At 69.0% G+C, this 25,776-nt stretch carries 25 protein-coding genes; 20 read left to right on the forward strand and 5 right to left on the reverse strand.

All coding sequences use genetic code 11. The annotated features are described in order from the left end of the window. Nucleotides 1-3 precede the first annotated feature (3 nt). From ACIBMZ_RS20565 to ACIBMZ_RS20595, 7 genes are all read left to right on the forward strand, one after another. Nucleotides 4-747: an aquaporin gene (locus ACIBMZ_RS20565; protein ID WP_396696060.1), complete on the forward strand. Its 744-nt coding sequence runs from the start codon at nucleotides 4-6 to the stop codon at nucleotides 745-747. Next, on the forward strand, nucleotides 744-926 hold the full coding sequence (locus tag ACIBMZ_RS20570; RefSeq protein WP_396696062.1) for a hypothetical protein: 183 nt from the start codon (nucleotides 744-746) through the stop codon (nucleotides 924-926). Before ACIBMZ_RS20565 ends, ACIBMZ_RS20570 begins: the two co-directional genes overlap by 4 nt. Next, nucleotides 923-1,330 carry an arsenate reductase ArsC gene (locus ACIBMZ_RS20575; RefSeq protein ID WP_396696063.1) on the forward strand — a complete coding sequence of 136 codons (408 nt, stop codon included), beginning with the start codon at nucleotides 923-925 and terminating at the stop codon, nucleotides 1,328-1,330. Before ACIBMZ_RS20570 ends, ACIBMZ_RS20575 begins: the two co-directional genes overlap by 4 nt. A 227-nt stretch (nucleotides 1,331-1,557) precedes the next feature. Continuing rightward, nucleotides 1,558-1,905 (forward strand): hypothetical protein, encoded by a 348-nt coding sequence (locus ACIBMZ_RS20580; RefSeq protein WP_396696065.1) that lies wholly within the window; start codon nucleotides 1,558-1,560, stop codon nucleotides 1,903-1,905. After that, a complete protein-coding gene (locus ACIBMZ_RS20585) occupies nucleotides 1,902-2,342 on the forward strand; it encodes a MerR family transcriptional regulator (RefSeq protein WP_396696067.1) in 441 nt (146 codons plus the stop codon). The genes ACIBMZ_RS20580 and ACIBMZ_RS20585 overlap by 4 nt, the downstream gene beginning before the upstream one ends. Continuing rightward, on the forward strand, nucleotides 2,339-2,662 hold the full coding sequence (locus ACIBMZ_RS20590) for a hypothetical protein (protein WP_396696069.1): 324 nt from the start codon (nucleotides 2,339-2,341) through the stop codon (nucleotides 2,660-2,662). Before ACIBMZ_RS20585 ends, ACIBMZ_RS20590 begins: the two co-directional genes overlap by 4 nt. Before the next feature lie 193 nt (nucleotides 2,663-2,855). Continuing rightward, nucleotides 2,856-3,800, forward strand: coding sequence for an arsenic resistance protein (locus ACIBMZ_RS20595; protein ID WP_396696071.1), 945 nt, complete (start codon nucleotides 2,856-2,858; stop codon nucleotides 3,798-3,800). Between the two features lie 70 nt (nucleotides 3,801-3,870). Here the strand turns inward: ACIBMZ_RS20595 and ACIBMZ_RS20600 are convergent, their stop codons facing one another. Both ACIBMZ_RS20600 and ACIBMZ_RS20605 read right to left on the reverse strand, forming a co-directional pair. Next, nucleotides 3,871-5,301, reverse strand: a complete 1,431-nt coding sequence (locus ACIBMZ_RS20600) for a hypothetical protein (protein WP_396696073.1) — start codon at nucleotides 5,299-5,301, stop codon at nucleotides 3,871-3,873. Beyond that, entirely contained in the window at nucleotides 5,294-8,683 is a 3,390-nt protein-coding gene (locus tag ACIBMZ_RS20605; protein WP_396696075.1) for an AAA domain-containing protein, read from the reverse strand. The genes ACIBMZ_RS20600 and ACIBMZ_RS20605 overlap by 8 nt, the downstream gene beginning before the upstream one ends. 238 nt (nucleotides 8,684-8,921) lie before the next feature. Between ACIBMZ_RS20605 and ACIBMZ_RS20610 the strand changes: the two genes are divergently transcribed. The 13 genes from ACIBMZ_RS20610 (at nucleotide 8,922) to ACIBMZ_RS20670 (ending at nucleotide 21,472) form a co-directional block, all read left to right on the forward strand. Next, complete coding sequence (locus ACIBMZ_RS20610) at nucleotides 8,922-9,512, forward strand: hypothetical protein (protein ID WP_396696077.1); 591 nt, start codon at nucleotides 8,922-8,924, stop codon at nucleotides 9,510-9,512. Beyond that, nucleotides 9,509-10,612, forward strand: a complete 1,104-nt coding sequence (locus tag ACIBMZ_RS20615) for a DNA-methyltransferase (protein ID WP_396696079.1) — start codon at nucleotides 9,509-9,511, stop codon at nucleotides 10,610-10,612. Before ACIBMZ_RS20610 ends, ACIBMZ_RS20615 begins: the two co-directional genes overlap by 4 nt. Beyond that, nucleotides 10,609-11,844 (forward strand): hypothetical protein, encoded by a 1,236-nt coding sequence (locus ACIBMZ_RS20620; RefSeq protein ID WP_396696081.1) that lies wholly within the window; start codon nucleotides 10,609-10,611, stop codon nucleotides 11,842-11,844. The genes ACIBMZ_RS20615 and ACIBMZ_RS20620 overlap by 4 nt, the downstream gene beginning before the upstream one ends. An 81-nt stretch (nucleotides 11,845-11,925) precedes the next feature. Next, a complete protein-coding gene (locus ACIBMZ_RS20625) occupies nucleotides 11,926-12,390 on the forward strand; it encodes a hypothetical protein (protein WP_396696083.1) in 465 nt (154 codons plus the stop codon). A gap of 333 nt (nucleotides 12,391-12,723) precedes the next feature. After that, nucleotides 12,724-14,484 carry a DUF2637 domain-containing protein gene (locus ACIBMZ_RS20630; protein WP_396696085.1) on the forward strand — a complete coding sequence of 587 codons (1,761 nt, stop codon included), beginning with the start codon at nucleotides 12,724-12,726 and terminating at the stop codon, nucleotides 14,482-14,484. Nucleotides 14,485-14,688: 204 nt separating this feature from the next. Then, a complete protein-coding gene (locus tag ACIBMZ_RS20635) occupies nucleotides 14,689-15,390 on the forward strand; it encodes a hypothetical protein (RefSeq protein WP_396696087.1) in 702 nt (233 codons plus the stop codon). Nucleotides 15,391-15,561: 171 nt separating this feature from the next. Continuing rightward, entirely contained in the window at nucleotides 15,562-15,792 is a 231-nt protein-coding gene (locus ACIBMZ_RS20640) for a helix-turn-helix domain-containing protein (RefSeq protein WP_396696089.1), read from the forward strand. 183 nt (nucleotides 15,793-15,975) lie between these two features. Continuing rightward, nucleotides 15,976-17,013, forward strand: coding sequence for a hypothetical protein (locus tag ACIBMZ_RS20645; RefSeq protein ID WP_396696091.1), 1,038 nt, complete (start codon nucleotides 15,976-15,978; stop codon nucleotides 17,011-17,013). A gap of 287 nt (nucleotides 17,014-17,300) precedes the next feature. Continuing rightward, nucleotides 17,301-18,281, forward strand: coding sequence for a hypothetical protein (locus ACIBMZ_RS20650; RefSeq protein WP_396696093.1), 981 nt, complete (start codon nucleotides 17,301-17,303; stop codon nucleotides 18,279-18,281). Next, nucleotides 18,278-18,736 (forward strand): DUF4913 domain-containing protein, encoded by a 459-nt coding sequence (locus tag ACIBMZ_RS20655; RefSeq protein WP_396696095.1) that lies wholly within the window; start codon nucleotides 18,278-18,280, stop codon nucleotides 18,734-18,736. Before ACIBMZ_RS20650 ends, ACIBMZ_RS20655 begins: the two co-directional genes overlap by 4 nt. After that, entirely contained in the window at nucleotides 18,736-19,560 is an 825-nt protein-coding gene (locus tag ACIBMZ_RS20660; protein WP_396696097.1) for a phosphoadenosine phosphosulfate reductase, read from the forward strand. Before ACIBMZ_RS20655 ends, ACIBMZ_RS20660 begins: the two co-directional genes overlap by 1 nt. A gap of 110 nt (nucleotides 19,561-19,670) precedes the next feature. Continuing rightward, nucleotides 19,671-20,063, forward strand: a complete 393-nt coding sequence (locus tag ACIBMZ_RS20665) for a hypothetical protein (RefSeq protein ID WP_396696099.1) — start codon at nucleotides 19,671-19,673, stop codon at nucleotides 20,061-20,063. A gap of 89 nt (nucleotides 20,064-20,152) precedes the next feature. Continuing rightward, nucleotides 20,153-21,472 (forward strand): hypothetical protein, encoded by a 1,320-nt coding sequence (locus ACIBMZ_RS20670; RefSeq protein WP_396696101.1) that lies wholly within the window; start codon nucleotides 20,153-20,155, stop codon nucleotides 21,470-21,472. A 197-nt stretch (nucleotides 21,473-21,669) separates the two neighbouring features. On the opposite strand, the gene ACIBMZ_RS20675 is transcribed toward ACIBMZ_RS20670, so the two are convergent. The 3 genes from ACIBMZ_RS20675 to ACIBMZ_RS20685 are packed head-to-tail and all read right to left on the reverse strand — an operon-like array spanning nucleotide 21,670 to nucleotide 25,662. Beyond that, complete coding sequence (locus tag ACIBMZ_RS20675) at nucleotides 21,670-23,739, reverse strand: toprim domain-containing protein (protein ID WP_396696103.1); 2,070 nt, start codon at nucleotides 23,737-23,739, stop codon at nucleotides 21,670-21,672. Next, a complete protein-coding gene (locus ACIBMZ_RS20680; RefSeq protein WP_396696105.1) occupies nucleotides 23,729-23,938 on the reverse strand; it encodes a hypothetical protein in 210 nt (69 codons plus the stop codon). The genes ACIBMZ_RS20675 and ACIBMZ_RS20680 overlap by 11 nt, the downstream gene beginning before the upstream one ends. Continuing rightward, the gene (locus ACIBMZ_RS20685; RefSeq protein ID WP_396696107.1) at nucleotides 23,935-25,662 is read right to left on the reverse strand and encodes a type IV secretory system conjugative DNA transfer family protein; all 1,728 of its coding nucleotides are present in this window, start codon (nucleotides 25,660-25,662) and stop codon (nucleotides 23,935-23,937) included. Before ACIBMZ_RS20685 ends, ACIBMZ_RS20680 begins: the two co-directional genes overlap by 4 nt. Between the last annotated feature and the right edge of the window lie 114 nt (nucleotides 25,663-25,776).

The raw sequence follows: 25,776 nt of genomic DNA on the forward strand, positions 1-25,776 counted from the left end.
CCGATGACCATCACCCTGTGGCGGCGCCTGCTGGCCGAGTTCACCGGCACCGCCCTGCTGGTCACCGCCGTGGTCGGCTCCGGAATCATGGCCACTGCCCTCTCACCCGACGACGTCGGCCTGCAACTGCTCCAGAACTCGATCGCCACCGCGTTCGCCCTCGCCGTGCTGATCCTGATGTTCGGTCCGGTCTCCGGAGCGCACTTCAACCCGGCAGTCTCCGCCGCCGACTGGCTCCTCGGCCGCCGCACCCGCACCGGCCTCACCGCCCACCAACTGGCCGCCTACGTCGTAGCGCAGGTACTCGGCGCGGTCGCCGGATCGATCCTGGCGAACCTGATGTTCAACCTCGCCGCCGTCAGCCTCTCCCACAAGGACCGCACCGGGGCCAACCTGTGGCTCGGCGAGATCGTCGCCACCACCGGACTGATCCTGCTGATCTTCGCCCTCGCCCGCTCCGGCCGCGCCCCGGTGGCACCAGCCGCCGTCGGCGCCTACATCGGCGCCGCCTACTGGTTCACCTCATCCACCTCGTTCGCCAACCCCGCCGTCACCATCGGCCGGGCGTTCACCGACACCTTCGCCGGCATCGCCCCCGCATCCGTGCCCGGCTTCGTCCTGGCCCAGGTCGTCGGCCTCGCTGTTGGCGTCGGCCTGCTCGCTGCCCTCTACCCCGATGCCGGCGCCACCGCCGACCAGGTCGTCGTCCCCGCGGACGGGCAGGCGGCCCCCGCCCGCCGCCCATGACACCAGCGTCGCCGGAGCACGGCACCGCTGCTCGTGGGCTCATCAACCGTCGACACGACCCCGGCCGCTACCAGCGGATCGACCGCAACGACACGGCGGGCCACATCCCGACCCGCAACGACGGCGGCACGCCGGTCAACCGGCCCCACGACCCGCACCCCACGAAAGGCAAACCATGACCGACAAGCCCACAGTCCTGTTCGTCTGCGTCCACAACGCCGGCCGCTCCCAGATGGCCGCCGGCTGGCTCCGCCACCTCGCCGGCGACAGCGTCGAGGTCCGCTCCGCCGGCTCAGCCCCCGCCGACACCATCAACCCCGCCGCCATCGAAGCCATGGCCGAGGTCGGCATCGACATCACCGACCAAACCCCGAAACTCCTCGAATACGAGGCGGCTGAATCCTCCGACGTCATCATCACCATGGGCTGCGGCGACGCCTGCCCCGTCTTTCCGGGCAAACGCTACGAGGACTGGAAACTCGACGACCCCGCCGGCAAAGGCATCGACGCCGTCCGCCCCATCCGCGACGACATCCGCACCCGAGTCGAGACACTGCTCGCCGAACTACACACCGCCGCCTGACACCGCCCACGCACCCCAACCAGGAAAGGCCGGATCCACCTCTTACCACCACGACGCCCACCCCTGACCGCCATCACACCTCCCGACAGGTCAGCAAGCGGGGTCGCGCAACAGTCGGACCTGACGGCCACGATCTAGGACTTGCATCCGGTACCCGGGTACAGGCTTACCGTCAGGTGGACGGCGCCGACGCGGCGCCGAACCCGACCTGGATCGAGGAGGCTGGTGTGTCACTCGTCATCCCTGACGCCTGCACGCTACCCACGGCCGAACGCCCGCTGCGGTCGGCCGAGTTCGACAACCTGTTCACCACAGCGGTCCGCGACGTCGAGGCCATCAGCCCGACCCACGCCCGACTGCGGCTGACCGGACCCACCACCTTCGCCGACAAGGTGCGTGACCTGGCCGACCGCGAGACCGAGTGCTGTTCCTTCTTCACCTTCACCGTGACCACCGAACCGACCGACACCGGTCAGACGGTGGTCCTCGACGTACGGGTACCCGCCCAGTACGCCGACGTACTGCACTCCCTCACCACGCAGGCCGCCACCGTCATGACCCGGCAGACACCGTGACCGGCGAGCGGGCAAGCCTGCGCACCAGCGAGGTCGCCGACCAAGCCGGCGTGAACGTGCAAACGCTGCGCTACTACGAACGCCGCGGCCTGCTCGCCGAACCCACCCGATCCACCGGCGGACACCGTCTGTATCCACCGGACACCGTCGCGCTGCTACAGGTCATCAAGGCCGCGCAGCGACTCGGGTTCACCCTCGACGAGGTGGCCGAACTCCTCGACACCGGCCGGCGTCGGCACCCCACGCCCGACCTACGCCAGCGGGCGATCGACAAAATCACCGAAATCGACGCGCGCATCGCCGACCTCACCGCCATCCGCACCACCCTGACCCAAGTCGTCGACGCCCGCTGCGACAGCCTCACCCACTGCACCTGCACCGACTGCCCGATCCCATACCTGACCATCGGCCACCGCCCGGACGGAGACACTGCATGACCGCCCCCACCCCCACGCCTTCCGCCCACCACAGCCAGCACCTGCCGGCGGCAGGGAACACGGCACCGACCGGCAGCAAGGTCACCGGAGGACTCGCCGTCCTCGCGTGCGCCGCGTGCTGCGCCATACCGCTGCTCATCGCCGCCGGCATCATCACCGGCGCGGGCGCGGCGATCCTCGAAAAGTCCCTCCTCGCCGGCGCGGCCGGCCTCGCCACGCTGGCGGTCACCATCTGGTGGCTCCACCGACGCCGCGCAGCAGCGGCGGGAGCCGGATGTGGATGCGGCGGCACGGGGTGCGGCGGCGCAACCCCACGGTGACCACCACCGTCAGCGTCACCGCCGCACCACACCTGGTCGCCATCTACGCGACGCCGATCACACGCGCACCCCGACGGACCGAACCGTGCCGGCAGAATGGCCGGGCCAGTCGACGGCAGCACGACGAACGGAACATTCAGTGACACGACGATGGGACAAGGCCGCAGTGGTCCTGGAACGGCACCAGGTGGCCGTGTACCTCGCGGCGATCGCAACCGGCGTGCTGCTGGGCTGGGCCGCACCCGGAGCTGGTCCCGGGCTCGAATATGTGATCAACCCCGTCCTCGCCGCACTGCTGTACGCGACGTTCATGCAGGTGCCCGTCGGTCAGTTGGCGCGGTCGCTGCGTGACTGGCGGTTCCTGACCGCGACGATGACCGTCAACTTCGCGGTCGTACCGCTCGTCGTGGGCGGAATGTTCGTCTTCCTCCCGGCCAGCCAGGCGGTCCAGATCGGGGTGCTGCTGGTGTTACTCACACCCTGCATCGACTACGTCATCGTGTTCAGCAAACTGGCCGGCGGCAGCAGTCAACGGCTGCTGGCGGCGACTCCGCTGCTCCTGATCGCCCAGATGCTGCTGCTGCCCGTGTTCCTTCTGCTGTTCCTCGGCCCCACCCTCGCGGACACCGTCGAAGCCGGCCCGTTCATCCACGCGTTCATCACCCTCATCGTGATCCCACTGGCACTGGCCTGGGCCACTCAGTGGTGGGCTGCACGACACCGCAGCGGAACGGTCGTTGCGGGCGCGGTCGGCACGGCGATGGTGCCCCTGATGGCCGCGACCCTGTTCGTCGTCGTAGCGTCCCAGGTACCCAAGGTCCGCGACGACATCACCGACGTGATCGCCGTCGTGCCGTACTACGTACTGTTCCTGATCGTCATGGCCGTCACCGGCCTGGTGGTCGCGCGTGTCTTCCGGCTGGACACCCCCGCGTCCCGAGCCGTGGTGTTCTCCGGCGCCACCCGCAACTCCCTCGTCGTCCTGCCGCTGGCCCTCGCGCTCCCGGACCACCTGGCCGTAGCAGCCGCCATCGTCGTGACACAAACGCTCGTGGAAGTCATCGGAATGGTCGCCTACGTCCGAATCGTGCCCCGCATGATCCCCACGAAGACACCATCAGCCCATACAGCAGCGTGAGGCGGCGCGGTCTGGGGTGGGGATTGATGTCGATGCGTACCCCGGCCACTGAGCGGTGCGCTGCGCCGTCTCAGTTTCTGGTGGCAGCGTCGGCCCTACTGATCAGCTCGGCGTAGTAGTTGTGTCGCTCGTCCACATGTGTCTCGTCGCGTACGAGCGTGCCTTCCACGGGGCGGTAGGTGTGTGTGGGCTGGTCGCGGAACGACAGCCATTCGAAGCCGCTGTTCACCCACGTGTCGTCGAAGATCAGGATATTCGGATGGGGGTCGGGTACGTGGGCCAGCTTGAGCAGGGGGTATCGACGGGCGAGTGCGCGCAGCCGGCTGAGGGCGTTGTCGTCGCTGTGCGCGGGGTCTTGGCCGAGTCCGTAGCCGATGTGAGCGGTCAGGCCGGACCTGCGCAGCATGATGTCTAGTTTGGCTAGGAAGTCGCCATTGACGACGGCGTCGCGGACGAACGGTGCGGCCAGCAAGAACCTGCTGCGGGCGGTGTTGAGCGCGGTTGTCAGCAGTTCCCGGTGCTCAAACAGCGGTACGGAGCGGACGGTCAGGGCTTCCAGCGCGCTGCGGGCGGTGACACTTTCGTGCTCCTTGGTGCCGGTCGATGCCGCGCCGGGTGTGCTGTCGTCGGGCGGCGGTGGGTTGTCGGCCCGGCGTTGCAGGTCTCGGACTGCGTCGTATGGTGTGCGCTGCTGCTGTAGCGGTGGTGGGAGATCCGGTTCACCGACGGCGGGCGCTACGTGGATCTTGGTTCGTTCGACGCCGCCCACCTGGTGCAGCGCGTTGTCGTGGTGCTCGCTGAGCATGTCGTCGACGACGATGTTGAAGCGCAGGTCGTCGGCTGCGTCGGAGGCGAAGACCAGCAGCACGGCGGGCAAGTAGAGCCGGGGCTGGCGGGTGATCGCCTCGACGCTGAGCACTTCGATCGCCGCGCGACCGCTGTCCTGCTGAGCTTGGTCCAGCAGGACGTTGAGCCGTCGGGGGGATACATCGCTGGTGTCGACGTCAGCAGTGCGCAAGGACGGCAGGATTCGCATGCCCTGCGCTTCGGCGTCGACGCGGGTCACCAGGTCCGCTCGGCCGTGTGAGATCGGTTGCCACAGCATCCGGTCGAAGGCTTGCGGATACTCGGTGCGTTGCGGGGTGACGGTCGAGAGTTCCTCGACCGCTCGCCGGCCGCCTTGGGTCAGCAGCACCTTGTAGCCACCCAGGCTGTCCGGCCGGTATTCGACAGTTTCGGCCGACATTTGAGAGGTGACGGCAGCGGAGATGGTCGCCGCGTCGATGCCGAGAACGGCTGCCATGTTGTCAACCTTGTGGATGCCGTGGTCTGCGAGTCGCAGCACGAACTCGTCCACCAGGGGAAGCCTCTTGCGTTCCTGCGCCAGCACATTGAGGGTGAGCAGCGATACCGGGATGGCTGCTTCGCCGGCGTAGGCAAGCTGGTAGCCGGGATGCTGGTCGCTGTAGCGACGGGCCGCGATGACGGTGGTGTCAGCCATTGCGCGCGTCTCCGATCCGACAGGTGTCGCCGTTGCCCCGGATGTGGGTCAGCACGGTGCTCAACGGGCCGGACATCGACTCGCAGAACGGGGCGTCACCGACGATGACCAGGCCATACCGCGACCGGGACAGCGCGACGTTGATGCGCCGCCAGTGCAACGGTCCGAGGAACCCCAGCCGGCGTTGCGTGTTGCTGCGGACGACTGAGTAGAACGTGATGTCGGCTTCGCGACCCTGGACGGCGTCGACGGTGTTGACCTCGATCTCCAGGTTCGGCGACCGTGGTCCGGCCACTGCGCGGCGCAGCTGCTCCATCTGCTTGCTGTAGGCGGTCAGCACCAGCACCCGCAGCGGTTTGCCGTCCGGAGCCTTGATCACGCCCTTGTCCAGGGCACCGCGGAGAGAGGCGATCGTGCGCCGGATTATACGTTCCTCGCAGTGGTTGACCATGCTCGTGCCGTCGGCCCGTTCGCGCCGGTCGGCCATGGAACCCGTGTCCAGCCAGGTGACCGGCTTGTACAGCGCCTCCCAGCCGGGCAGGGCATGGGTCGACATCGACACCAGCTGGCCGTCGTAGAAGCAAGCCGACACGAGGTCGCCGATGCCTGGGACCATCCGGTACTGATTGGTCAACCGATGCCGGGCGCCTGCCGGCGCGTGGTCCAGCAGCCTCTGGAAGAGGCTTTGCTCGATTTCGGCGGCTTCCAGGTTGTGGCGCCGCATCAGGTCGGGCTGGTCGAGGACTTCCTCCTGCATCGGCGGAAGCTGGTGCGGGTCGCCGACCAGCACCCATCGTTTGGACCTCGACAGCGGCACCAACGTCTCGGTCGCGGTCGCCTTCGACGCTTCGTCCAGGATGCACAGGTCGAACTCGAGGTCACGCACGGCGGGGTGTGATAGGAACCCGAGACAGGTGCCCGCGACCACCCGGGAGCCGCGCAGCACCACGCCCTCCAGCTCGCGGCCCGATTCGATCCGCTGGAACCACTCTGCTTGCAGGGTCAGCAGGTCAACGAGCTTGCGCAGCTGTCCGTCGTCCCCGACGACAGCGTCGAACGCGTCCCGTGCGCCCTGCAGTGTCAGGTCCTGCGGCAGCTCCAGATCGCCACCCAAGGCCAGGTTCGCACGCTGGCGCAGCTCATCGGCCCGCTCGGCGAGCACCTGAATGCGGTCGTTGAGCGCGGCGGTCTTCGCCTCGGTGTCCTGCTCGCCGAAGTCGGGCAGCTGCCCGCCCGTACTGCCGGGTGCCGTGTCGACGCCAGCGAGCCGGGCCTGGGCGACACCAAGCTGACGAAGTGCCTCGATCAGCTCAAGGATCGCCGCAGCGCCCGCCACATGCCCGGGGTCGACGCCGACGGCCGTGGCGCGACGTTTCAGTTCCGCTTCGGCCCGCTGCCGGACCTGACGGACGATACCGGGCATCTTCCGGTCCAGCAGATGCTCACGGGCCTCGGCGGCGATGCGAGGGTTGTCCTCCTTGCCGAGCCGGACGAGGTCTGCCACACCGGCCTCGGCGAGCCGGACCAGCGCATTGTCGACCGCCACGTGGGTCTGGCTGACCAGCAGGACCCGCGCGTCGGGCTTGCGCTTCAGCGCCTGCTGCACCAGTTCAGTGATGAACCTGGTCTTACCGGTTCCCGGCGGACCCTCCAGCAGGTAAAAGTCGGGACTTCCCATCGCTGCGGCGACAGCGGCCTTCTTGTCCTCATCCAGTTCCCGGTCCGACCACGACTCGATCGCGCGAGCGACCGGAACGGCGATCCGGGTCGGGTCGAGCAGCAGCCTGCGTAGCTGCGGGCGGACCGAGATCCCGGCCCGGACGTTGACGACGGCTTCACGCTGCCGGCGCAGCGCCTCCGCAGTCGGGCCGATGTTTCGCACGAGCTCGCCGGTTCCCGGCAGGTTCTTGATCTTTCTCGGGTAGGCGAGCGTGATCGTCGTGTCGTCCTGCTCGATCACGACTCCAGGGCCGCCGACGAGCCGGCCGGCGGGTCCGCGGCAGATCCGATCCTTTCCCAGGATGTCCGAGCCGCTGGCCTCCGTGAGAAAGAACTTGACGCGCCGGCCGTCCACGTCGATCGACGTGTATGTCAGCGGCGGCTCCCGCTCGATCTCCAGAGTCTCCTTCGCGTCGAGCAGGTTGACCCACGTGTCGAACATGCGGTTTTCAAGCTGACGATGCTCCTCGTCGTTGAGCCGGATGTAATGGTCATCGACACCGGCGAGGATCAACTCCTTGGCCTGCATCGCCTTTTCGGGCGGCTGCGGACGCGACGTCCAGACGATCTGATCGCTCACGGGCCAGCCCCGTCGGCGCAGACCTTCGAGGACCGATTCGGGGGCCTCGTTGATCTTGGACAGGACGAACTCGGGCCGGCCGGATACCACCGCGAGCCGCAGTCGGCGGTCCCGGCCGATCAGCTCCAAAGTGTCGGCCGAGACGATGCCGGCGCCATCGACGTAGCGCACCAAGTGCGCGCCCTGGGCCAACTCATTCGTGAGGGCCTGTTCGATCGCCTCGGGGTCGCGGTCCATTGGGGGCGCGGCAAGCCGTCGGGCCGCGTCTTCGCTGACCTGCACCTGCGCCCGCCGGACATAATCCGAGAACCCTCGCCGTCGGGGAATCTGGATCTCCCGCAGAAGGCTGCGTAGCACGATCGCGTTCTGCGGCCGAGTCTGCGGGTCGTAGCTGAGGCACTGGGTGAGCAACTCATGCACAGCCGGGTGCACATCGATATCCGCAAGAGCGGTCTGAATGTCCGGGTAGTCGTCGAACGGGCCGCTGGTCAGGCACCGCAACGCCGTCGCCGCGAAGCCCCACACGTCGCGGCTCGCGCTGGCCATGCCCTGCCGATCCGGCGGCGCGTACGGACGGGAGAAATGCTCGACAAGCGTCAACTCGGTGACCATCTGGCTGCGGATCTTGCTGATGCCGAAGTCGGCGAGCTTCGGGCTGCCGTCCTCGGCGATCAAAATGTTCGCGGGCTTGACGTCGCGGTGCACGACGTCACGCTCATGTGCGTGAGCCAGTGCCTCCACCAAGGGAAGCCCATACCGGTCGGCGAAGTCGTCCCAGCCCAAGTCCTCCTCGACCGCCAGAGCCTGCGGCAGGTTCTTGTCGAACCACGGCATCACCAGGTAGAAGGCGTCCTGCTGCTCATCCTCACCGAAGTCACGCAACGACACGATGTTCGGGTGATCCAGCAGGTAGAGGGCATCGACCTCGCGTCGGAAGAAGGCACGCTGTGTCGCATCCGCGTCGCTCCGGGAAATCAGCTTCAGGGCAACCCGGGCCCTGTCTTCGCCGTCGACTGCCTCGACAACCTTGCCTTGACCGCCGATACGCTCAGCGTCGGTGTTGACGAGATACCTGTTCGCCACTAGGCGCAACGTTGAGCCCCCTCACCGCGTCAGCGCGAGGTAGCCTACCGGATCGCCTAGTCGGACCGAACAGACGTTCGAGGCGTGGCGTGCCGGGCGCACCGCCAGCCTGAGCCGTCACGACCGAGCGAGGGCGGCTCGAACGCCACTACCCACCCTTTCCATCAGACTATCTCTAGTCCGAAATGGTCAATCCACCCTATTTTGCCACAGCTGCCAACGGGCTGGCTCAACCGACGTGGATCGTCCCCGCGCGGTCTCGCGCTTGCTCGGACGAATTCGTCACCTACGAATCCGTACACTCCGCCAGGAGAGCTGGGTCCTCGGCCAACTGTTCCGGCTTGCCGCCGAGCAGGGCATTCGCGGGCTCGTCGCCTTCTCCGACCCGATGCCCCGGATCCTGGGCGGGGAAGTCCTCATGCCCGGCCACGTCGGGCACGTGTACCGCGCAACTCGCGGAAAGTACCTGGGCCGGGGGACCGCTAGGACCATCACGATCCTGCCGAACGGCACGGTACTGACTGACCGAGCGGCGCAGAAGGTGCGCGCCGGAGAACGCGGGGCGGCGGGCGTCTGGGCTCGGCTCGTGGCGCTGGGCGCCCGGCCTCTGCCGGAGATGGTGGCCGAGTACGCGCGGGCCGGGGCGGACCTGACCCCCGGCGAGTGGCTGGAACTCGCGCTCGCCCAGATCGGCGCTCGAAGGGTCCGTCATCGCGGCTGCCACCGCTTCGCCTGGCCGGTGGGGGATAGGGGCTGGCGCAGGCGCTGCCCGATCGGCCTGGTCGAACTGCCCTACCCGCTCGCCATGGACCCGGCGGTGACCCTGTGAACCCGCTGCGCACCGCGGCTGACCTGCTGCGCACCCTAGAGCGTGGCTGCTACACCCTGCCCGAGCTGTATCGGCTGGCCGAGCAGGCGGGCCTGGCCGACCGGGCGGACGGCCGCCGGATCATCCAGGACGGTCAGGCTCAGTACAAACGGCGGCTGCGCTCGGCGCTGCACGCCTTCAAACGCCAGGGTCGCGCCCGGCCAGCGGGTACCGGGAAAGCCGCCTGGCTGATCGAGGGATCGACCACCCGGCCACGCCGGGCGCTGCTGATCTGGCTGCCCGCCGACCCGTCGCACGTCGAGCTGGTGCTCGGCGCGGCAGCCACCGTGCTGCGCGAGGCGGCCGAGCCGATCGACCTCATCGTCGCCGACCCGCCGTGGGCGCTCGGACGAGCCGACCACCGCTCTGCCTACCGGCGCACGTACGGCCGGAACCATGACCAGGTAATGCCGGGATACGTGGACGTCGACCCGGCCGAGTACGCCGCGTTCACCTCGGAGTGGATCGGGGCGGCCAGCGCGACGCTTCGCCCCGGCGGCTACCTCGCCGTGGTCACCGGCGCACAGCAGGCAGCGCGGGTGCAGGTGACGGCCGAAGACGCCGGGCTCACCTACGTCAACTCGATCGCCGTCGCGCGCCGATTCGGTCTCTACACCCGGCGCCGCTTCGTCCACCAACACCACCGGGTCACGCTGCTGTGCAAGGGATCGCTCACCGCCGCCGCCCGGGTGTTCCACCTACCGCCGGAGATGCCCCGAGGCCGTACCGGGCAGATCTACGCCACGGACCTGTGGACCGACATCCCCGAGCAGCGCCGCCGGAACCTCCTGCGCTACGACAACGCGCTACATCCGGCGCTGGTGTCCAGGGTGATCCGGGCCACCACCGACCTTGACCATCTGGTCGCGGACCCGTTCCTCGGCTCAGGCACCACCGCCATCGCCGCCCTTCAGGACGGGCGACGCTTCTACGGCGGGGACCTGAACGCGGAGAGCTTGCGCTTCACCATGGGACGCATCCTCGCCGAGGTCGTACCCGTCATCCGGCCCGAGACCGAGCAGCTCACGCTCTTCGGGGCGCCGGCCGGAGCGCCGGCATGACCGTCGACACGGCCCGCCGCGTCACCGTCCCAGCCTCCGGCGTCTCCCCGCGACGGGCGGCGAAACTGCTGGCGTTCCTGCGAAAGCAGAACCTGCCGCAGTGGCCCCCACCGCCACCAACGGCGCAGGAGCGTCGCGCCCGCTGGGACGCGCACGTGGCCCGGTTCGGCCTCGGCCCCGAACGCGTGGACACGCCCTGGGGGCAGGTCACTCCCTGGACCATCAGCGAGTTCCACTCAGACCCTGCGCGCCGGACCATCTTCTACCTCGGGGTGGGGCATCCCCATAGGCTGAACGAATCACCCGTGCCGCTGTTCCTCTCGGCGACAACCCTGTCCCGCTACCGGCGGCGCGGCGACGACTTCCCGGTGCGGATGAACGGGACACCGTGGGCCGGCGACTCCGGCGCCTACGCAGCGCTGATCCTGCGCGCCGACCCGGAGGGACATCCCTGGTTCGCGCACCCGAACGAGTACGCGGCCATGTGGACCCGCTTCCAGGAGGACGTGGGACCGCCCGATGTCGTCGGCATTCAGGACTGGCCCTGCGAACCGCAGTGCCTGCGCCGCACCGGAGCGACCGTGCGGGAGCATCAGGAAGCGACCCTGACCAACTACCTCTACCTAGCCGAACAGTTCCCCCACGTCCCGTGGCTGCCGACGTTGCAGGGATGGCATCCGTGGGAGTACGTCGAGCACCACCGCATGTACCAGGACGCGGGGGTGGACCTGGCCGGCATGCGTGTCGGCGTCGGCAGCCTGTGCCGGCGCGGCTCTCAGCGCGAGGTTGCCCGCGTCCTGGGCACCCTCGCGCCGCTCGGCATGCGGATGCACGGATTCGGCGTGAGCATCAACGCGCTACGGCTCGTCGGCCCGCTGTTGGCCAGCTCCGACAGCCAAGCCTGGTCAGCCACCGCCCGAAGAGAACGCATCCGCCTGTCAGGCTGCACGCACCTGAGCCGTCCGGAGCCGCTGACCGGCTGCCGCGTACTCACCGACTGCCGTAACTGCTTCCGCTACGCCCTGGCCTACCGGGAGGAGGTGATGGACGCCCTTCGGTACGCCGCACGTGCTACGCCCACGCCGTCCACACCGCTGGTTGAACTGCCGTCAGTCCTGCCCCTAACGTCGCTAAGCGGCCGGCGTAGAACATCGCCACGACGCTCCCGGCCTCGGGCTCCGCACCCCGACCAGCTCACGCTTTTCGATGATCCGGGCGGCAACACCCAATAAGTGCGGTATCATTACAAGTCTTGTCGGGTGGTTCTGTCGGTGCCCGGCGTCAAGTCCTTGGGGGACCTCATGACAACGCGCGTGACAAGCCACCTCAACGGTGCGGGTCGCCTCGGCGGTTGGCCAGGTGACCCGCTCGCTGCCGCCGAACTCGGTGAGGTGTGGCTGCACCTGCCGACCGGGTCCGCCGGCCTGATCGGGATCCGTCCCCACCACGACAACGGCCCGGTCCCGGCCCGCGGGTTCAGATTGCTGGAGGCGACCACGCCGGTGCCGCTACCGGCCGGGTATCCCCTCGCCGAGCGGACGACGGCCGAAGTGGAGGCCGTGTTGCACGCGGAGGGGTGGTGCGTCATCAGCCGCGCCGACGCCGCAACCCGGCTTCGCACCGCCGGGTACCGGCTCGGCACCCGCCGGGCCGCCGGTCACCTGCTCTACGCCGATGACGCCGACGACACCACCTGGAGGGAACACTGCTCCGGCTACTGCGTCAAGGCGTTCACCGCGCCGATCTACGCCCCGCCCGGCCAGCCGCCCGCGCGCTGAGCGGCGTCAGCCGGCGCGTGTGCTCCGGGCGACCCGTCGGGAGGGAAAGCCGAGCACCGTACACCGGGCGCGTTACCCGTAGCGCTGCCGATAACCCGTAGCTCTCACGATGAGCCGGATGATCACCCACCGCTGGTGCCCTATCCGGTCCGCAAACGCAGGCGGCCCCGGTCGGTGGAGGCAACCCACCGGCCGGGACCTTGATCGGACAACGGAGGTCCGACTGATGACAGACCTTACGGCTTTGACACCGCCGTTCCCTCGACCCCCGGCTCGCCGGGTGCCGCCAGGGTCGGTGCCGGTGCGCGGGGTGCTGGAAGGCCCGGTGGCGCGATGAGCACCGACTTGACCGACCTGGCCAGGGCCGACCGGCGGGTCGCCCGTGAGCTGGCGACCGCTGAGCGGGAGCGGCTGGTCGGCGCGCAGCGGATCGCGGACGAGGATGCGGCGGTGCAGCGACGCCTGCGCGAGCAGGAAGGGCGGCTGCGCCTGGACGATCAGCGTGATCGGCAGAAGGCTGACCGCGCCGAGCGTCGCCGCAAGGAACGCGAGGACAAGCGCGAGGCGAGACGGAAACGGCGGCAGGCACGCCGGCAGGACGCGGCGGCGTGGTACGCGCGTCGCGTCGAGTACGTACGGGCCAACGCCGCTGCGGTCTACTCCGGCGTGATCTACGGCCTCGCCGTAGCGGGCGCCGTGTATGGGCAGGTCGACGCTGCCAGGATCAACGGTCTGCCCACGCCGATCGGCGTCGTGGCGGCGGTCGCCATCGAGGGCACGGGCTTGGCGATGGCCCTGACCGCGCAGCAGCAGCGACTCGCCGGGGAGCGGGCGCTCGCGGCGCGGGCGCTGATCTGGATCTGCACGGCGGCGGCGGTCGCGATCAACGCCATCGGCCACCACGCCGATCCGGTCAAGGCGGTCGGGCTGTCGTTCCTCTCGGCGCTCGGCATCATCGTCTACGAGGTCCGCAGCGGAGCCAAGCACCGGCCGACGCTGCGGGACCGGGGCATGCTGCCGCCACCGCCGGAGCGGTTCGGATGGCGGCGGTGGCTGGTGGCACCTCGCTCGACCTTCACCGCCTGGCGGCTGGACGTGCTGGACCGGCTGAGCCCCGGCGCGTCTGCCCTGGTCGCTCGTGCTGATGCCGCCCGCCGTGAGCGCCGTCGGCTCGCCGCCGCCGAGCATGACCGGGAACGGCGGGAGGCGCTTGCAGCCGACGTGCGGAAGCAGGCGCGTGCCGCCGCCCGCAAGGCTGCTCGTGCCGGGGAGACCGGCAAGGCGCTCACGCTGCTGCTGCACCTCGCCCAGACCGGCACCTCGGTACCGTCGCTGGCGCTACCCGGGCCGGCGCGCAAGGAGATGGAAGCGGCTCAGGAGGCTGCCCGTCTGGCCCGCGCGGTGCTGGCGGAAGCGGAGGCGCGACTGGCGGCGGAAGCGACGCGGCGCGCTCAGGCGGAAGCGGAAACCCGGGCGGCTCGGCAGTCGGCGGAAGCGGAAGCAGTGCGGCGAGCGGAAGCAGCCGAGGAGGCGCACCGAGCGGCGCGGCGGGCAGAGCACGAAGCGGCCTTGCGGGCGGTGGCTGAGGAAGCAGCAGCGACTGCCCGAGCGGAAGCAGAGCAGGCGGCCCGGAGGCGGGGGCAGGCGGAAGCGGAAGCTCAGCAGTGGCGCCAGCGCGGCGAGCTGGCGGAAACGGAGGCCGCCAACGTCCGGCTCACGGGCCGGGAACAGGCGCGGGCACAGAAGGACCTAGAGGTGCGGGCGGCGACCACCGAGCGTGCCCTCGCCGACGAGCAGCAGCGCCGCGAGGCTGCGGAGGAGCAGCTTCGCGGGCTCATGGAGCGGATGTCGCCACGCCGCCGCCGGACGACGTCGAACCCGCCAGCAGGCGAGCCACTGATGTTCGACGGGCAGCCGGTGCCACAGGTCGACCGGGTCAGCCCGGCCACCGTCCTGGCAGTGCTCGAAGCACACCGGGATCACCCGGACGCGAAACAGCAGGAGTTGGCGACCTTGACGGGCGTCACCGACCGGACGGTCCGGAGCGTGCTTTCTGCGGCATCGCGGAAGGAACTCGCCACCGTCAGCACCTGACCTGCAAGCTTCCGCGATTCGGCAACGCCTCCCGGGCTTCCCGGGAGGCGTTGCCCGTACTCACACCGAGCGCGGATGCCATCTCCTGCCCGCACAGCCCGTTGGACCCACTCGATTAGCCGCCCGGCTGACGTCGAGGCCGGCCTTAGCCGGGCAACTGCGGATGCCTATTGCACCTGCCGCGTTCGTAAAGGACGGTTCATGATGCGAATTGACGTGCTGCTTCCGAAAACAGCGGAAGCAGCCGGTGACGTTGCTGCCGGTACAGTGACCCTCACCCGCGACCGGAACCGCCCGGCTGCGGCGAGCGGAAGCGGAAGCGGCGGCCTGGCCGGCGACGCCAGGGCACATCAGGAACGGAACGCAGGGGGTTGCGTGGAGCTACGGGTGGTCAACGACCGCCTCTGCACGAACCGTCGCGGGGCTGCGGAGTACCTCGACCGGAGCCTGGAGACCATCAACCGGGTCGCCTCACCGAAGCACCGTCCTACCACCGGTTGGCGCGAGCCGGTCGACGTGGTGGACGGCCAGGAGTGGTACGCGCTTGAGGATCTCGACGTGTTCAACGCCTCCTACTTCCAAGTCAAGCGGACCGCTCGCATGGCGAGGGTGCACCAGGTCAGCCTGGAGGGCGACCCGGACGAGCTGATCACCGCCAAGGAATTCCGCACCCTGATCCGCGTCACCCACGGAGCCTGGTCCAAGTACGTGGAGAAGAGCGCCCCGCACTGGGAGCAGGGCCGGGACGGCTACCTGATCAAGCCAGACCTGGAGGAACCTGGCCGTCGCGGGATCATCCGCTCCTGGAAGCGTCACCGGGCCGAAAGCTGGATTAACAACCGCACTGGTTCGGCGTCGAGCACCGGTCGACCGAAGCAGGATGCGCAACCAGACGCCGGAGAGTGAGCCCGCGCTACCCGTAATACGGCTGGCGGTCGTCGCTGATGTCCTGGCCCGGCCGCGCTACGCCTAGCGCAGGACATGCTGGGGTAGCCCTGGCGCCACCCTGCCATCGGCACCGTCGCTGTTGTCGCAGACCCACAAGTCGGCACCAGACAGCAGCGGGAGGACCTACCGATGACGACCAGCACCGCGACCACACCGCAGCCCCAGGTCTGGACCGAACAGGCCGTGCGCGCCCTCGGCATGACCACTGACGTCGAGACCGCCGGGGAGATCCTCGGCATCGGCCGAACGAAGGCGTACGAACTGGCCAAGGCCGACGAGTTCCCGGTAAAGATCCTGCGGATCGGTCGCCGCTACCTCGTCAGCGTCCCGGCCCTGCTCAAGCTCCTCGGCGTCGACTAGCCGTGACCCGGATCACTCGATGATCATCGGAGTGCACGCTCGTGGACGCCCGCGCGTACCCCGCTCGCAAGCTGACCGACCAGGCACCCTAGTTGATCGCCACTTGGGACTGGCCTTGGCAGGCGCGGAGTGCCGGTACGATCACGCTGCACCGAACACGTGTTCGGGCGGACTGAAGGAAGCGTGATAGACATTAGCGATCGGCCCGAGCATGAGGATCCCGCTGACGAGCACCCGAACAACGAACCCGCTGAAGGTCAAGCGGCGGACCAGACTGACAACGACGAAGAGTGCGATGACCTGATCATCTCCCCGGAGGCGCTCGCCCCGTTTAGGGCTGCCGTCAACCGGGCGCTCCAGCCGCAAGTTGACGCGTTGGCCCGGCAGATTCGGGTGCAACTGCCGCCGATGGCGATTCCGCGGGCAGCCTTGCCCAACTTCGACGAGTACATCGCTCAGGTCGTGAAGGCCGCGATGCCGGACGTGAAATCGCTGATGGCGCAGCTATCGTTCGAGCTTCCGACCCTCCATGGCTTGCGCGAGCATATGCAGCTACTGGCCGAGAAGCTTCCGCCCAACTGGCGTGGCACCGGCATCAGCACCAGGGTCGCGTGGCCGGTGTTGCAGGAGGAAGGCATTCCGCTGGTGTGGGTTCCACGCGCGGAGATCCTGACGGAGCTGCTCAACGCACCGGACCGAGATGCCCGCCTCAAGATCCTCGTAGCGCGCGACATCGCGGTGGCAGATGACTGCCGGGCTGCCTTGGCCGAGGTGACGCATCCAGAGCTGGCTGAGCAGGTACCGCTCGGCGTCAAGGCAATCGAAGCGTTCGCTGCAAGGCATTACGAGGCGGCGCAAGCCCTGGCCGTCGTGGTCGTCGAGACGGTCGTGACCCGGCTGGTCGAACCGAAGGAGCAACTGCCGGGCGAGCGAAAGAGCAAGTACCAGCGAATCGCCGCAGCGTTGAAGGTTGACGACGTGAAGGAACTGACGGTTGGCAGCATGCGGTTCCGCGCTGCCATGGCACCGATCGGTCCCTTCTTCGTCCCGTGGTATGCCGACAGCGGTATGCCGGCCCCGAAGGAGCTGAGCCGGCATGTCACCGTCCACCAGGCCCACGTTGCGCACTACACGCCGGGCAACGCCGCCGTCGCGGTCATGATGGTTGCGTCGGTACTGCGGGCTATTCAGGAGCAGTTGGAGGCTGAGGACCTCTCGTAAGGGCAAGGCTGAGGTCCTGGCCCGTTGACACAGTGGTTAGGAGCGCAAAGCCGCAGCGACCCCAGAGCCAAACGGCTACGCCGTCAGCCATCTGGCCCAGCCAGATCGTGGCCAACCGCTCCGATTGACTCGGGCAGATCGGGAGCGACCGGCCCCACTGCTCCGGCCGCTCCGCAGCGCTGGCAACCGACCAGCCGCTACCCGTAGCGGCACCGCGGGCTCAGACATCAACCTGTAGCCGCTTTCGGTAGCGCCGCCGGAAACACACGCCGCGCACCATCGCCGGCATGGAACCCGAGCATCACGATCCCTGGAGCGAGGGCACCCAGCGCGCGATGGAACGGCTCATGGCCTTCGGCGTACTCGTCGAGGCCGGGTCGCGGCTCGCCGCTGAGAACGCCCGCGCCAACGCCAACCGAGCCGAACAGGACCGACACGACCAGACACGCCGCGAGCGCGACGAGCAGAAGGCGTACCGGAAGGCCGAGAGGCTCGCCGCAGCGGACGCCTCCCGGCGCAAGCGGGAATGGGCCCGTCTCGCCCGGGACGAGGACCGGCTACGCGGCTACCTCGCGGACCTGCCCGTCGTGGAGGTGGCCCGCCACTGGGGACAGGCGGCCCAGGCCGCCGACCGCAATCCCACCGATGCCACCGTGCTGACCGCCGCTGAAGAGGAACTGCGCCGCCGCGCTCCGAGCCTGATCGACTTCTACCACCGGGGCGGCGACGCCGGCCTGTCACGCCAGGACGCGATGGCGGACGCAGTCCGCTACGTCTGGTCCGGGTCGGGTCCTGCCCGGCCACACAACGGCCGGCCTCCCACCGCTGGCGCGCTTACCCAGATCGGTGACGACCTCGACCACGAGATCACCCGACTCGCCGGCACGCTGGACCCGGTCAGCCGGGCACGACTATTGCGCAACCTCGAAGACGCCGGCTGGTCCGCGCAATCACTCGCCCACATCGAGACCCTCCTCGACCGGGCCGAGGCCGAGCAGCGCACCGCGGCCACCACCGCAGCCACCCCTGACGACCCCGCCACCGCGGTCAACGAACACCAGACCGCTCGCGCCGCCGCCGCAGCGGCAACCGGCCGCGCCGGTGACCTCACCGCCGATGCCAACGCCCACGACGCGACCGCGTTAGCGGCGGCACGGCTGGCCGCCGAGTCCTTCGCCCTGTCCGCTCAGCGGGCACTCACCGCCCACCCCAGCGCCATGCCAGCCCGTACCTCGACCGCGCATCCCGCCCAGAGGAGGACCCGGTGAGCCGCCGCCGTGACGAGGACCTGGCCGGAATGGTCGCCGCCTTGCAGACCCAGGTCGCGGAACTCACTCAGCGACTCGACGACCAGGCGCCCGGCACCACCGAGACGCCAGCCACTCTGAGGTTCCCGACCGTCGAAGCCTGGACCGCCGGCTTGTTCCTCCCGATGTTCGCCTGGCGCGTCGACGGGCAACGCTGGCACTGGTGCCCGCAGTGGTGGCGCCACGCAGAGGCCATTTGGCGCCTCGAACTGCTCTGGCGCTCCTGGGAAGTCAGCCGCCTCGCGGCAACCGGCATGTCCGGCTGGTCGGTCGAGGTCGACCGGCACATCCACGAACTACTCGGGGACGACGGACCTTTCAAACAGTGCCGGGCCGCCGACGACGATCGCGCCGCCCGTCACACCGAACTGCCATCGGCGACCGCCGACCCCGCGCCCGACGGGTGGTGGGACTGATGACCGCCCCGATCCGAGCGGTCGCGTACGGAGGCGGCGTCCAGTCGACGGCGCTGATGGTCCTCGCCGCCACCGGAAAGATCAACTTTCCGGTGTTTCTGTTCGCCAACACCGGTGGCGACTCCGAGGACCCGGCAACGCTGGAGTACCTCCAGCGGTACGCCAAGCCGTACGCGGCGGCGCACGGCATCGAGCTTCACGAACTGCACCGCACACGCCGCGACGGCACCGTCGAGACACTATGGGGCCGACTCACCCGCGAAGGATCCCGAAGCCTGCCCATCCCGGTCCGCATGTCGAACGGTGCGCCCAACACAAGATCATGTACCGCAGACTTCAAGATCAAGGTCATCGGGAAGTGGCTGAAGCAGCACGGCGCGAGCCGTAACAGGCCGGCGACGGTGGGCATCGGCATCAGCCTGGACGAGATCGAACGGGTCAACAGACGCCGGGCCATGCCATACGAGATCCCGGTGTACCCCCTGCTCGACCACGATCCTCCACTACGCCGCCACGACTGCGCGCGCATCATCGCTGCGGCAAAACTTCCGGTTCCGCCCAAGTCCGCCTGCTGGTTCTGTCCTCTCAAGACGCCCCAACGCTGGAGCGAAATGCGCCGCGACCGGCCGGGGCTCTTCCGTTCGGCGTGCGACCTGGAAGACCTCCTGAACGGGCGGCGAAAGACCCTCGACAGGGATCCGGTCTGGCTGTCGCGGTACAACCGTCCTCTTGCCGATGCGATCGCGGAAGCCCAGCAGACCCTGCCGGGACTCGATGTCGAACCCGGTGAGGGGCTGTGCGACAACAGCTCTTGCTTCACCTGATCGGCACCGGCAGCCTCTCGCGGTAGACACCCGAGGTAGCGCTTGGCCGGTTATCCACAGAGCTTCGCCGCGTTGTGGACGCGCATCTGCCCCGTCGGAAGGATCCGGGCATGGACTACATCACCGCGTTGCAGCAGGCCATCGTCCGGCTAGAGGAACGGGGAGTCGTCGACGAGGCCGAGGCGCAGGCCGGCCTGCGCCTGGCGGCTATGGGCCTTGACTGTCCGGACATGCCGTCCCAGCGGTGGGCACTGCTGGGATTCGAGTTGCTCACCGCGCTCGCGGAGCTGTACCCCGAACCGGCACCGATCGCCGTCACGGTGACCACAGTGCGTTTTCCGATCACCTCTATCGCGACGCAACGGGCATTGGTTCGCCTCGTGTCGATGCTCGGGGACGGGTACGACCAGGCGAGTCGACAGCCACAGGTGCCGGCCCAACGCCGGTTTGCCTACGCCGCTACAGCAGAGCGGCTGAACGCCGCGATCCGAGGTCTGGTGTGACATACGGATACTGGCTGGCGCGGGCGCACGACGAGCTGACCCACGCGCATGCACGCCTACCGTCGGATCCGGCAGTCACCCTTGATGACGTGGGAACGACCGTCGCCGCCCGACACCGGGTCTATGACCGGCTGGCCAAACTCGTGGAGTTGGTCGTCGGCGAACAACCCGCTCGCGCCGACATCGACCGCGGAACCGTCGACATCGCCTTACGGATGAGGTCAGGAGACCCGACGACAAAGCTCTACCTCGGACTGACCGCTGCGGCTCGCACCGATCGGCGGGCCAATCCCGCCAAGGCGCCGATCTGCCGGGTGGGGCGTCATCTGGAGACGGCGGCGGAGGCCGTCGCGGTGGCTGGGGAGATCCTGACCGGTCATGCGCCGCCGACCCAGGAGCCGCTGACTCCAGAGGGAGTGGCGATACGCGCCGGTGCCGGACGCAAGGCCGGCTTGGCTGACATCGCCATGCTGAGCAAGGACATGTTGGGCGTCGACGCAGGGCTACCTGAATGGTTGTCAGGCAGCCATCGACTCGCCTATGAGGTGTTCGAGGCGGTAGCGGACGAGGCACGCTGGACCAGCGGCGGCTACCTGAACGACATCGTGCACCAGGTGATGTCGGACGCCGGTGACGCGCCATCACTGCTGCACCTGCTGGAACCGCCACCGGTCCTGGCAGGTCGCGGAACGATCAGCGATGGAGCCTCGGCGCTACGTTCATTGGTCACGGTGCGGAACTGGATGCACCGCAACCCTGGCGAGGTGCGCGCAGTGCACCTCGCCAAGGCAGCCCAAGCAGCGCTCGCGGTCAGCACGCTCGCGTCACCTGCCGCTGTCGGCGCGGATTGGCGATCATGGAGCGCGGCGGCCCATTCAATCGGACGGTTGCACGGCACGCCCCCACACAGCCCGGCAGCCGCGCAGGTGGCCCGGGAACTCGACCTGGTCACACGATGGGTCCGCCCAAGGCCGCCGCGACCAGGCCAGCTCACCAGCCGCAGTTCCCGACGCGAAGCGATCGACAAGCTAGCTGCGGTGCTCCCGTCACTGGCGGAGGTTCTGCGCGCGGCGACCCAGCAGGCCGCTCGAAGCGGTCACTTCTTCGTCCTCGGCCAGCGCGAACTGGATCGCGTGCCCAAGTCACTGGTGTATCACGCGGTCGCACGATGGTGCGTTGCGCAGCCAGACGACGAACAGATCCATCGAGTGAGGTCCGCGCTCGCCGCCGTCGGCACCTCTGCACTCGCATCGGCGCCGCCACCGCTACGCCGCAGCGCCGTGCGTCTGGCCAAACTCGCCTTCACGGCGACGACCAGCGCCGAGTCGAACCAACAGGCGAGATTACCGGCAGATCGGGCTTCACAGGTCCCGCCACCAGCGAGACGCCAAGGCCGCCCGCACCGGTAGATCACCCTGCGGCGATGGTCCGCGCTTGCACAACCGATGGATCGCCCATCTGGCCCGTCTCCTCGTGAAGGGGCTACTACGCCGGAAGCCGGGCTTCCATCGGCCCCCGGGGCGAAATGCCCCGGGGGCCGATGACGTTTCCGATCCGTCTCTTTGGCCCGCTATTGCTGGTCAGGCTGGGCACACACCGCAGCCGCTCATCGGCGGCGGCCAGCGGACGATCGGCCATGCCGTCGCGCCGTTTCGGACTCCGGCGTCGTGACCGCTGCCGGGCCGGCGCCTGCGCCCACGAACGAGATCTTGGCCAGGGCACCAGGGGGTCCTGACGCTGTCACGGCCGCGCTGGCGGTCTTGGTCGTGGTGACTCGGGACGGTGGTGCGGATCGGGGATGGATGAGTAAGACGGTCGAGTCTCGGGCGCTGTGCTGTCCGACCATGCGGGCGAGCCGGCTGGCGGTGCCATCCGCGTCACTCATACCGGCCAGCTCCGCGGCGAGCTGGTGTTCGGGGATCGCGCGGTGTACACCATTGGTGCACAGCAGCAGGGGCCCTTCGTCCAATGGGGACACGCTGATATCGCCGACACGGATGCTGGAAGTGAGCAGCAGTTCGGCAATACCTCCAGGTGTTACGCGTTCTCCCTGATCGTGGCGTTGCCGGGCGGCCGTGTGATCGGCGGTGACCTGGGCAAGTTGGCCGGCGCGGATGGTGTAGGCGCGGCAGTCGCCGGCCCAGGCGAGCTCGAACCGTACGCCGTGACGGTGTATCGAGGACGGATATGCTGCGACGACGAGCAGGGAGGCGTCGCCCGCCTGACTGGCGTGGACCCCGCCGTAGAAGGCATTGATCGCAGCCCGTGCAGCGTGCAGCCCGGCCGCTGGCGTGGAGCGCATGCTGACCGTCGCCGCGATATCGGCCGCCATCTGCGCGGCGGTCGCGGCCTGCGCGTGGCGGCCGATGCCATCGGCAAGTGCCCAGACGGTGGTCCCACTGCCAGCGTCATGACGTGTGATCGCGGCAGTGGCGCCGGCGCGGCCCCCCGTGCTGTGAGCTGTGGCCGAAACGGTGATGTCCGACTCGGCTACGCCATGAGGAGGGCTGGAGGGCGTCGACACTTCGGCCGGTGGGCCTTCCGACGGTTCAGCAGTGAAGGGCGGGGCGGCTGTGTCGGGAGGAGGGTCGGTCCCGCCGGGGGTGTCGGTGCGGGCACTCCATGCCTCGATGACCCCCCGCGCGACGTCGGTCGCGGCCAGGCCGAGTTGCTCCGCGGCGGCTTCGGCCATGTCACGAGTGGCGTGCGGCGCGTCGACGAACAACTCGGCGATAGCCCGGTAGGCGGTGATCCGATCTTCGACGAACCGGACCGGATCGGTGATCCGCTTGGTGGCGAACAGTCGGTCGATCGTGTTGGCCATCTGGACCTGAGCGAGAGGCTGGACGGCACCGATGATCTCGCTGATCGCCCAGACGGGATCCATGTCGCCGAGCATGTCGGCGGGGTCCTGTCCCTTCGGCAGGCGTACTCCGGAGACCTGGCCGGGCCATCGAGAGGCGATCGGGTACACCCGGTCGGTGGCTCGACGTCCGGCTTCGTCGCCGTCGAATGCCAAGATCAGGTGGGCGCCTGGCAGGGTTTGTTGGATCAGGTCGAGCTGTTCTCGGGTGAGGTTGGTGCCACACGGCGCGACCGCGTACAGCGGCTGTGTCTCGGGGATGGCAGCGTGCGCGGCAGCCATGCGGTGCATCGCGAGGACATCGGCGGCACCCTCGACGACGAACACGATCGGGTCGCCGATACCGGCAGGCCGGTGGGCGAGTTGCTGGCCGAGACCGTACAGCAGCAGGCGTTTGCGGTAGATGGCCGTCTCCGGTGTGTTCAGCCACTTGGCGTCGGCGCGTCCGCTCAGGTCGCGGGCGGTGAATCCGACGACGCGGTTGTGCGCGTCGGTGATGGGAAACATGAGCCGGTCACGGAATCGGTCCAGCAGGTGTCCGCTCCTGTTGTGGATGAAACCGAGTCCGGCACCGGTCACCTCCTCGTCGGTGAAACCCGCTGCCCGGAGCTGGGTGGCCAGTTCCGTCCACCGTCCCGGTGCATAGCCGACCTGCCAAGGGCTGGTGGGATCCGCTGTGGCGCTGATGCCGTGGCTGTGCAGGTAGCGGGCCGCCTTGCGCGAGACGGGCAACCGGCTGACGTAGAACTGCGCGGCGGCGGCATTGACCGCGTAGAGGCGCTCCGGCGGTGGGGTCAGCCGTTCACTGGGCATCGTCGCCCTCCTGCGACGCGGCAGGCGGGTCAGTGCTGTCGGCACCTGGTGCACGTAGCGATGCGAGGGTGTGCACGTGCACGAGGTGCGAGAGCGCCCGCAGTTCGTCGGTAAGCTCGTCGATCTGCCGTTGCAGGTCAGCAAGCATCGTCTCGACCCAGCGCAGGTCGGCCGACAGCCGGGAGGAATGGCCGCTCACCACAGGTCCCCCCGGTCGATCGGAGCTGCCGCGTCCGGACTCGCCGGACCCGGGTGGTCGGCGGCGAGGTCGGCGCGGGCAGTCCGGGTGATGGCCTCGACGTTGGCGGTGGTGTCGGCGCCGATGATGTCGGCGTGCTCGCCGCGGTACCACGGCATCAGATCGATCATCGCGGCTCGGGCGCCGGTGGCGAGCAGGATCGCCCGCCCCCGCTTGAGGGCGCGAAGGTCACCCGGTTCGAGGATCCGGCGCCGTTGAGCGCTGGTGGAGTAGCTGGTGTGACCGTTGCCGTCGCGGTTGATCGAGGTCGTCGCGACGTCGTGGTCACCGATCAGGCGGGAGATGTCCTCGGCGTGGCGGGCGTCGTCGAGCCCCGCGCCGATGAGTTTGACGGTGGCGGCGGACCAGAGGGCCGTCATGCCACGTTCACCCCACACGCCCTGGCCTTGGGCGATGTTCTGGATGATGGTGATCGGGATGACCCCTCTACCGCCAAGATGGCTGTAGAGCTGCGGTAGGTCGGCGATCTTGCAGATGTTGGCTGCCTCGTCGAGTACCGCCAGGACGGGCGGGTCGATGCGGCCACCGGCGGCTTCGGCGTGGACGACACTGGTGCGGAACACGGCGTCGGTGAGCGCGGCGACCAGGGGAGCGGCGGCCCCCGCACCTTCCTTGCTGAGCAGGTAGAGGGCGTCGCGGGAGCCGGGGAACGTGGTCACGTCGAGCCGGTCCAGGGCGCTGGTCGGCGGTGTTACCCAGGCCATGATTTCCGGATCGGACAGGCATCGGGCGGCCGTACGCGCGGTTTCGTAGACGCCGTCCCTGGTTTCTGGAGCACCGCCTTGACGGCCGGCGAGCGCCCGGGCGGCCTGCGGGTATCCGGCGGCCCGCAGCAGCGTGACCGGTTCGCGGCTGGTGACGTCGGACAGCCAGGCTTGCACGTCGGTGAGCGTGCCGCCGGAGTTGGCGGCGGCGAGGAAGAGACACATGAGCAGGTCCCCGGCGGCCAGCGGCCAGAACGGGTCGGAGGAGCCGACGCCCCGGATCTCCTGAATGAAGTGGTCGGCGAGCCGTGCGGCATCCTCCACACCGGTGATGGTGGCCAGGGGGTCCCACCAGAGCGTTTGAGGTTGGCGGGTCACCCGCTGCGGGTCGAACGTCCAGACCCGGCCGACTCGGGCGCGGGCGCGGGCGGTGGCGGCCCACAGGTCGGAGCGGTTGCTGGTGGCGAGCACCGGTCCCGGGGCGTCCAGAATCGGAGGTACGGCGAGGCTGGTGGTCTTCCCCGCTCGGGGTGCCATCACGGCGAGGAGCACGTCCTCCCAACTGGACCGTAGGACCGGTCCGCGTCGGCGCTCCGTGGTGACCAGTCGTCCGAGCGCGATCCCGACCGCAGTAGTTGGCACCTGCTTAGGAGCCCGACCGGCGAGGCTCGGCCGCAGTCGCTGTGCCCGTGCCAGCGCGGTCGCGCCGATGAGTTCGTCGACGTCGTGGGCGCGGGCGAGGGACGGCAGTGGGTCGCCGGCCTGCGGTCGGCGGGCGTGCCACCACGCCCACGCCCAACAGCCGGGCACGACCGTGATGGTGAGCAGGAGCGCGTAGATCAGCGCTACCAGTAGCGGGGGCACGCCGGACCACAACTGCTGCCAGTCCTGGTCAAGCAGGCTCTTGGTGAAGTCCCAGCCGAAGGGCGGGCCGGTGTCCCACGGGTGACCGGACCACACGGCCGCGAGGCGGCCAGCGAGCCACGCCAGCCAGGTCAAGGCTGCGGCGGCAGCGCAGGCTCCCAGGATCAACCACGGTGCTAGGGGGTATCCGCCCGCGCTGCCGCGTGGGTA

The sequence above is a fragment of the Micromonospora sp. NPDC049900 genome (genome assembly GCF_044461025.1).
Taxonomy (GTDB): Bacteria; Actinomycetota; Actinomycetes; order Mycobacteriales; family Micromonosporaceae; genus Micromonospora.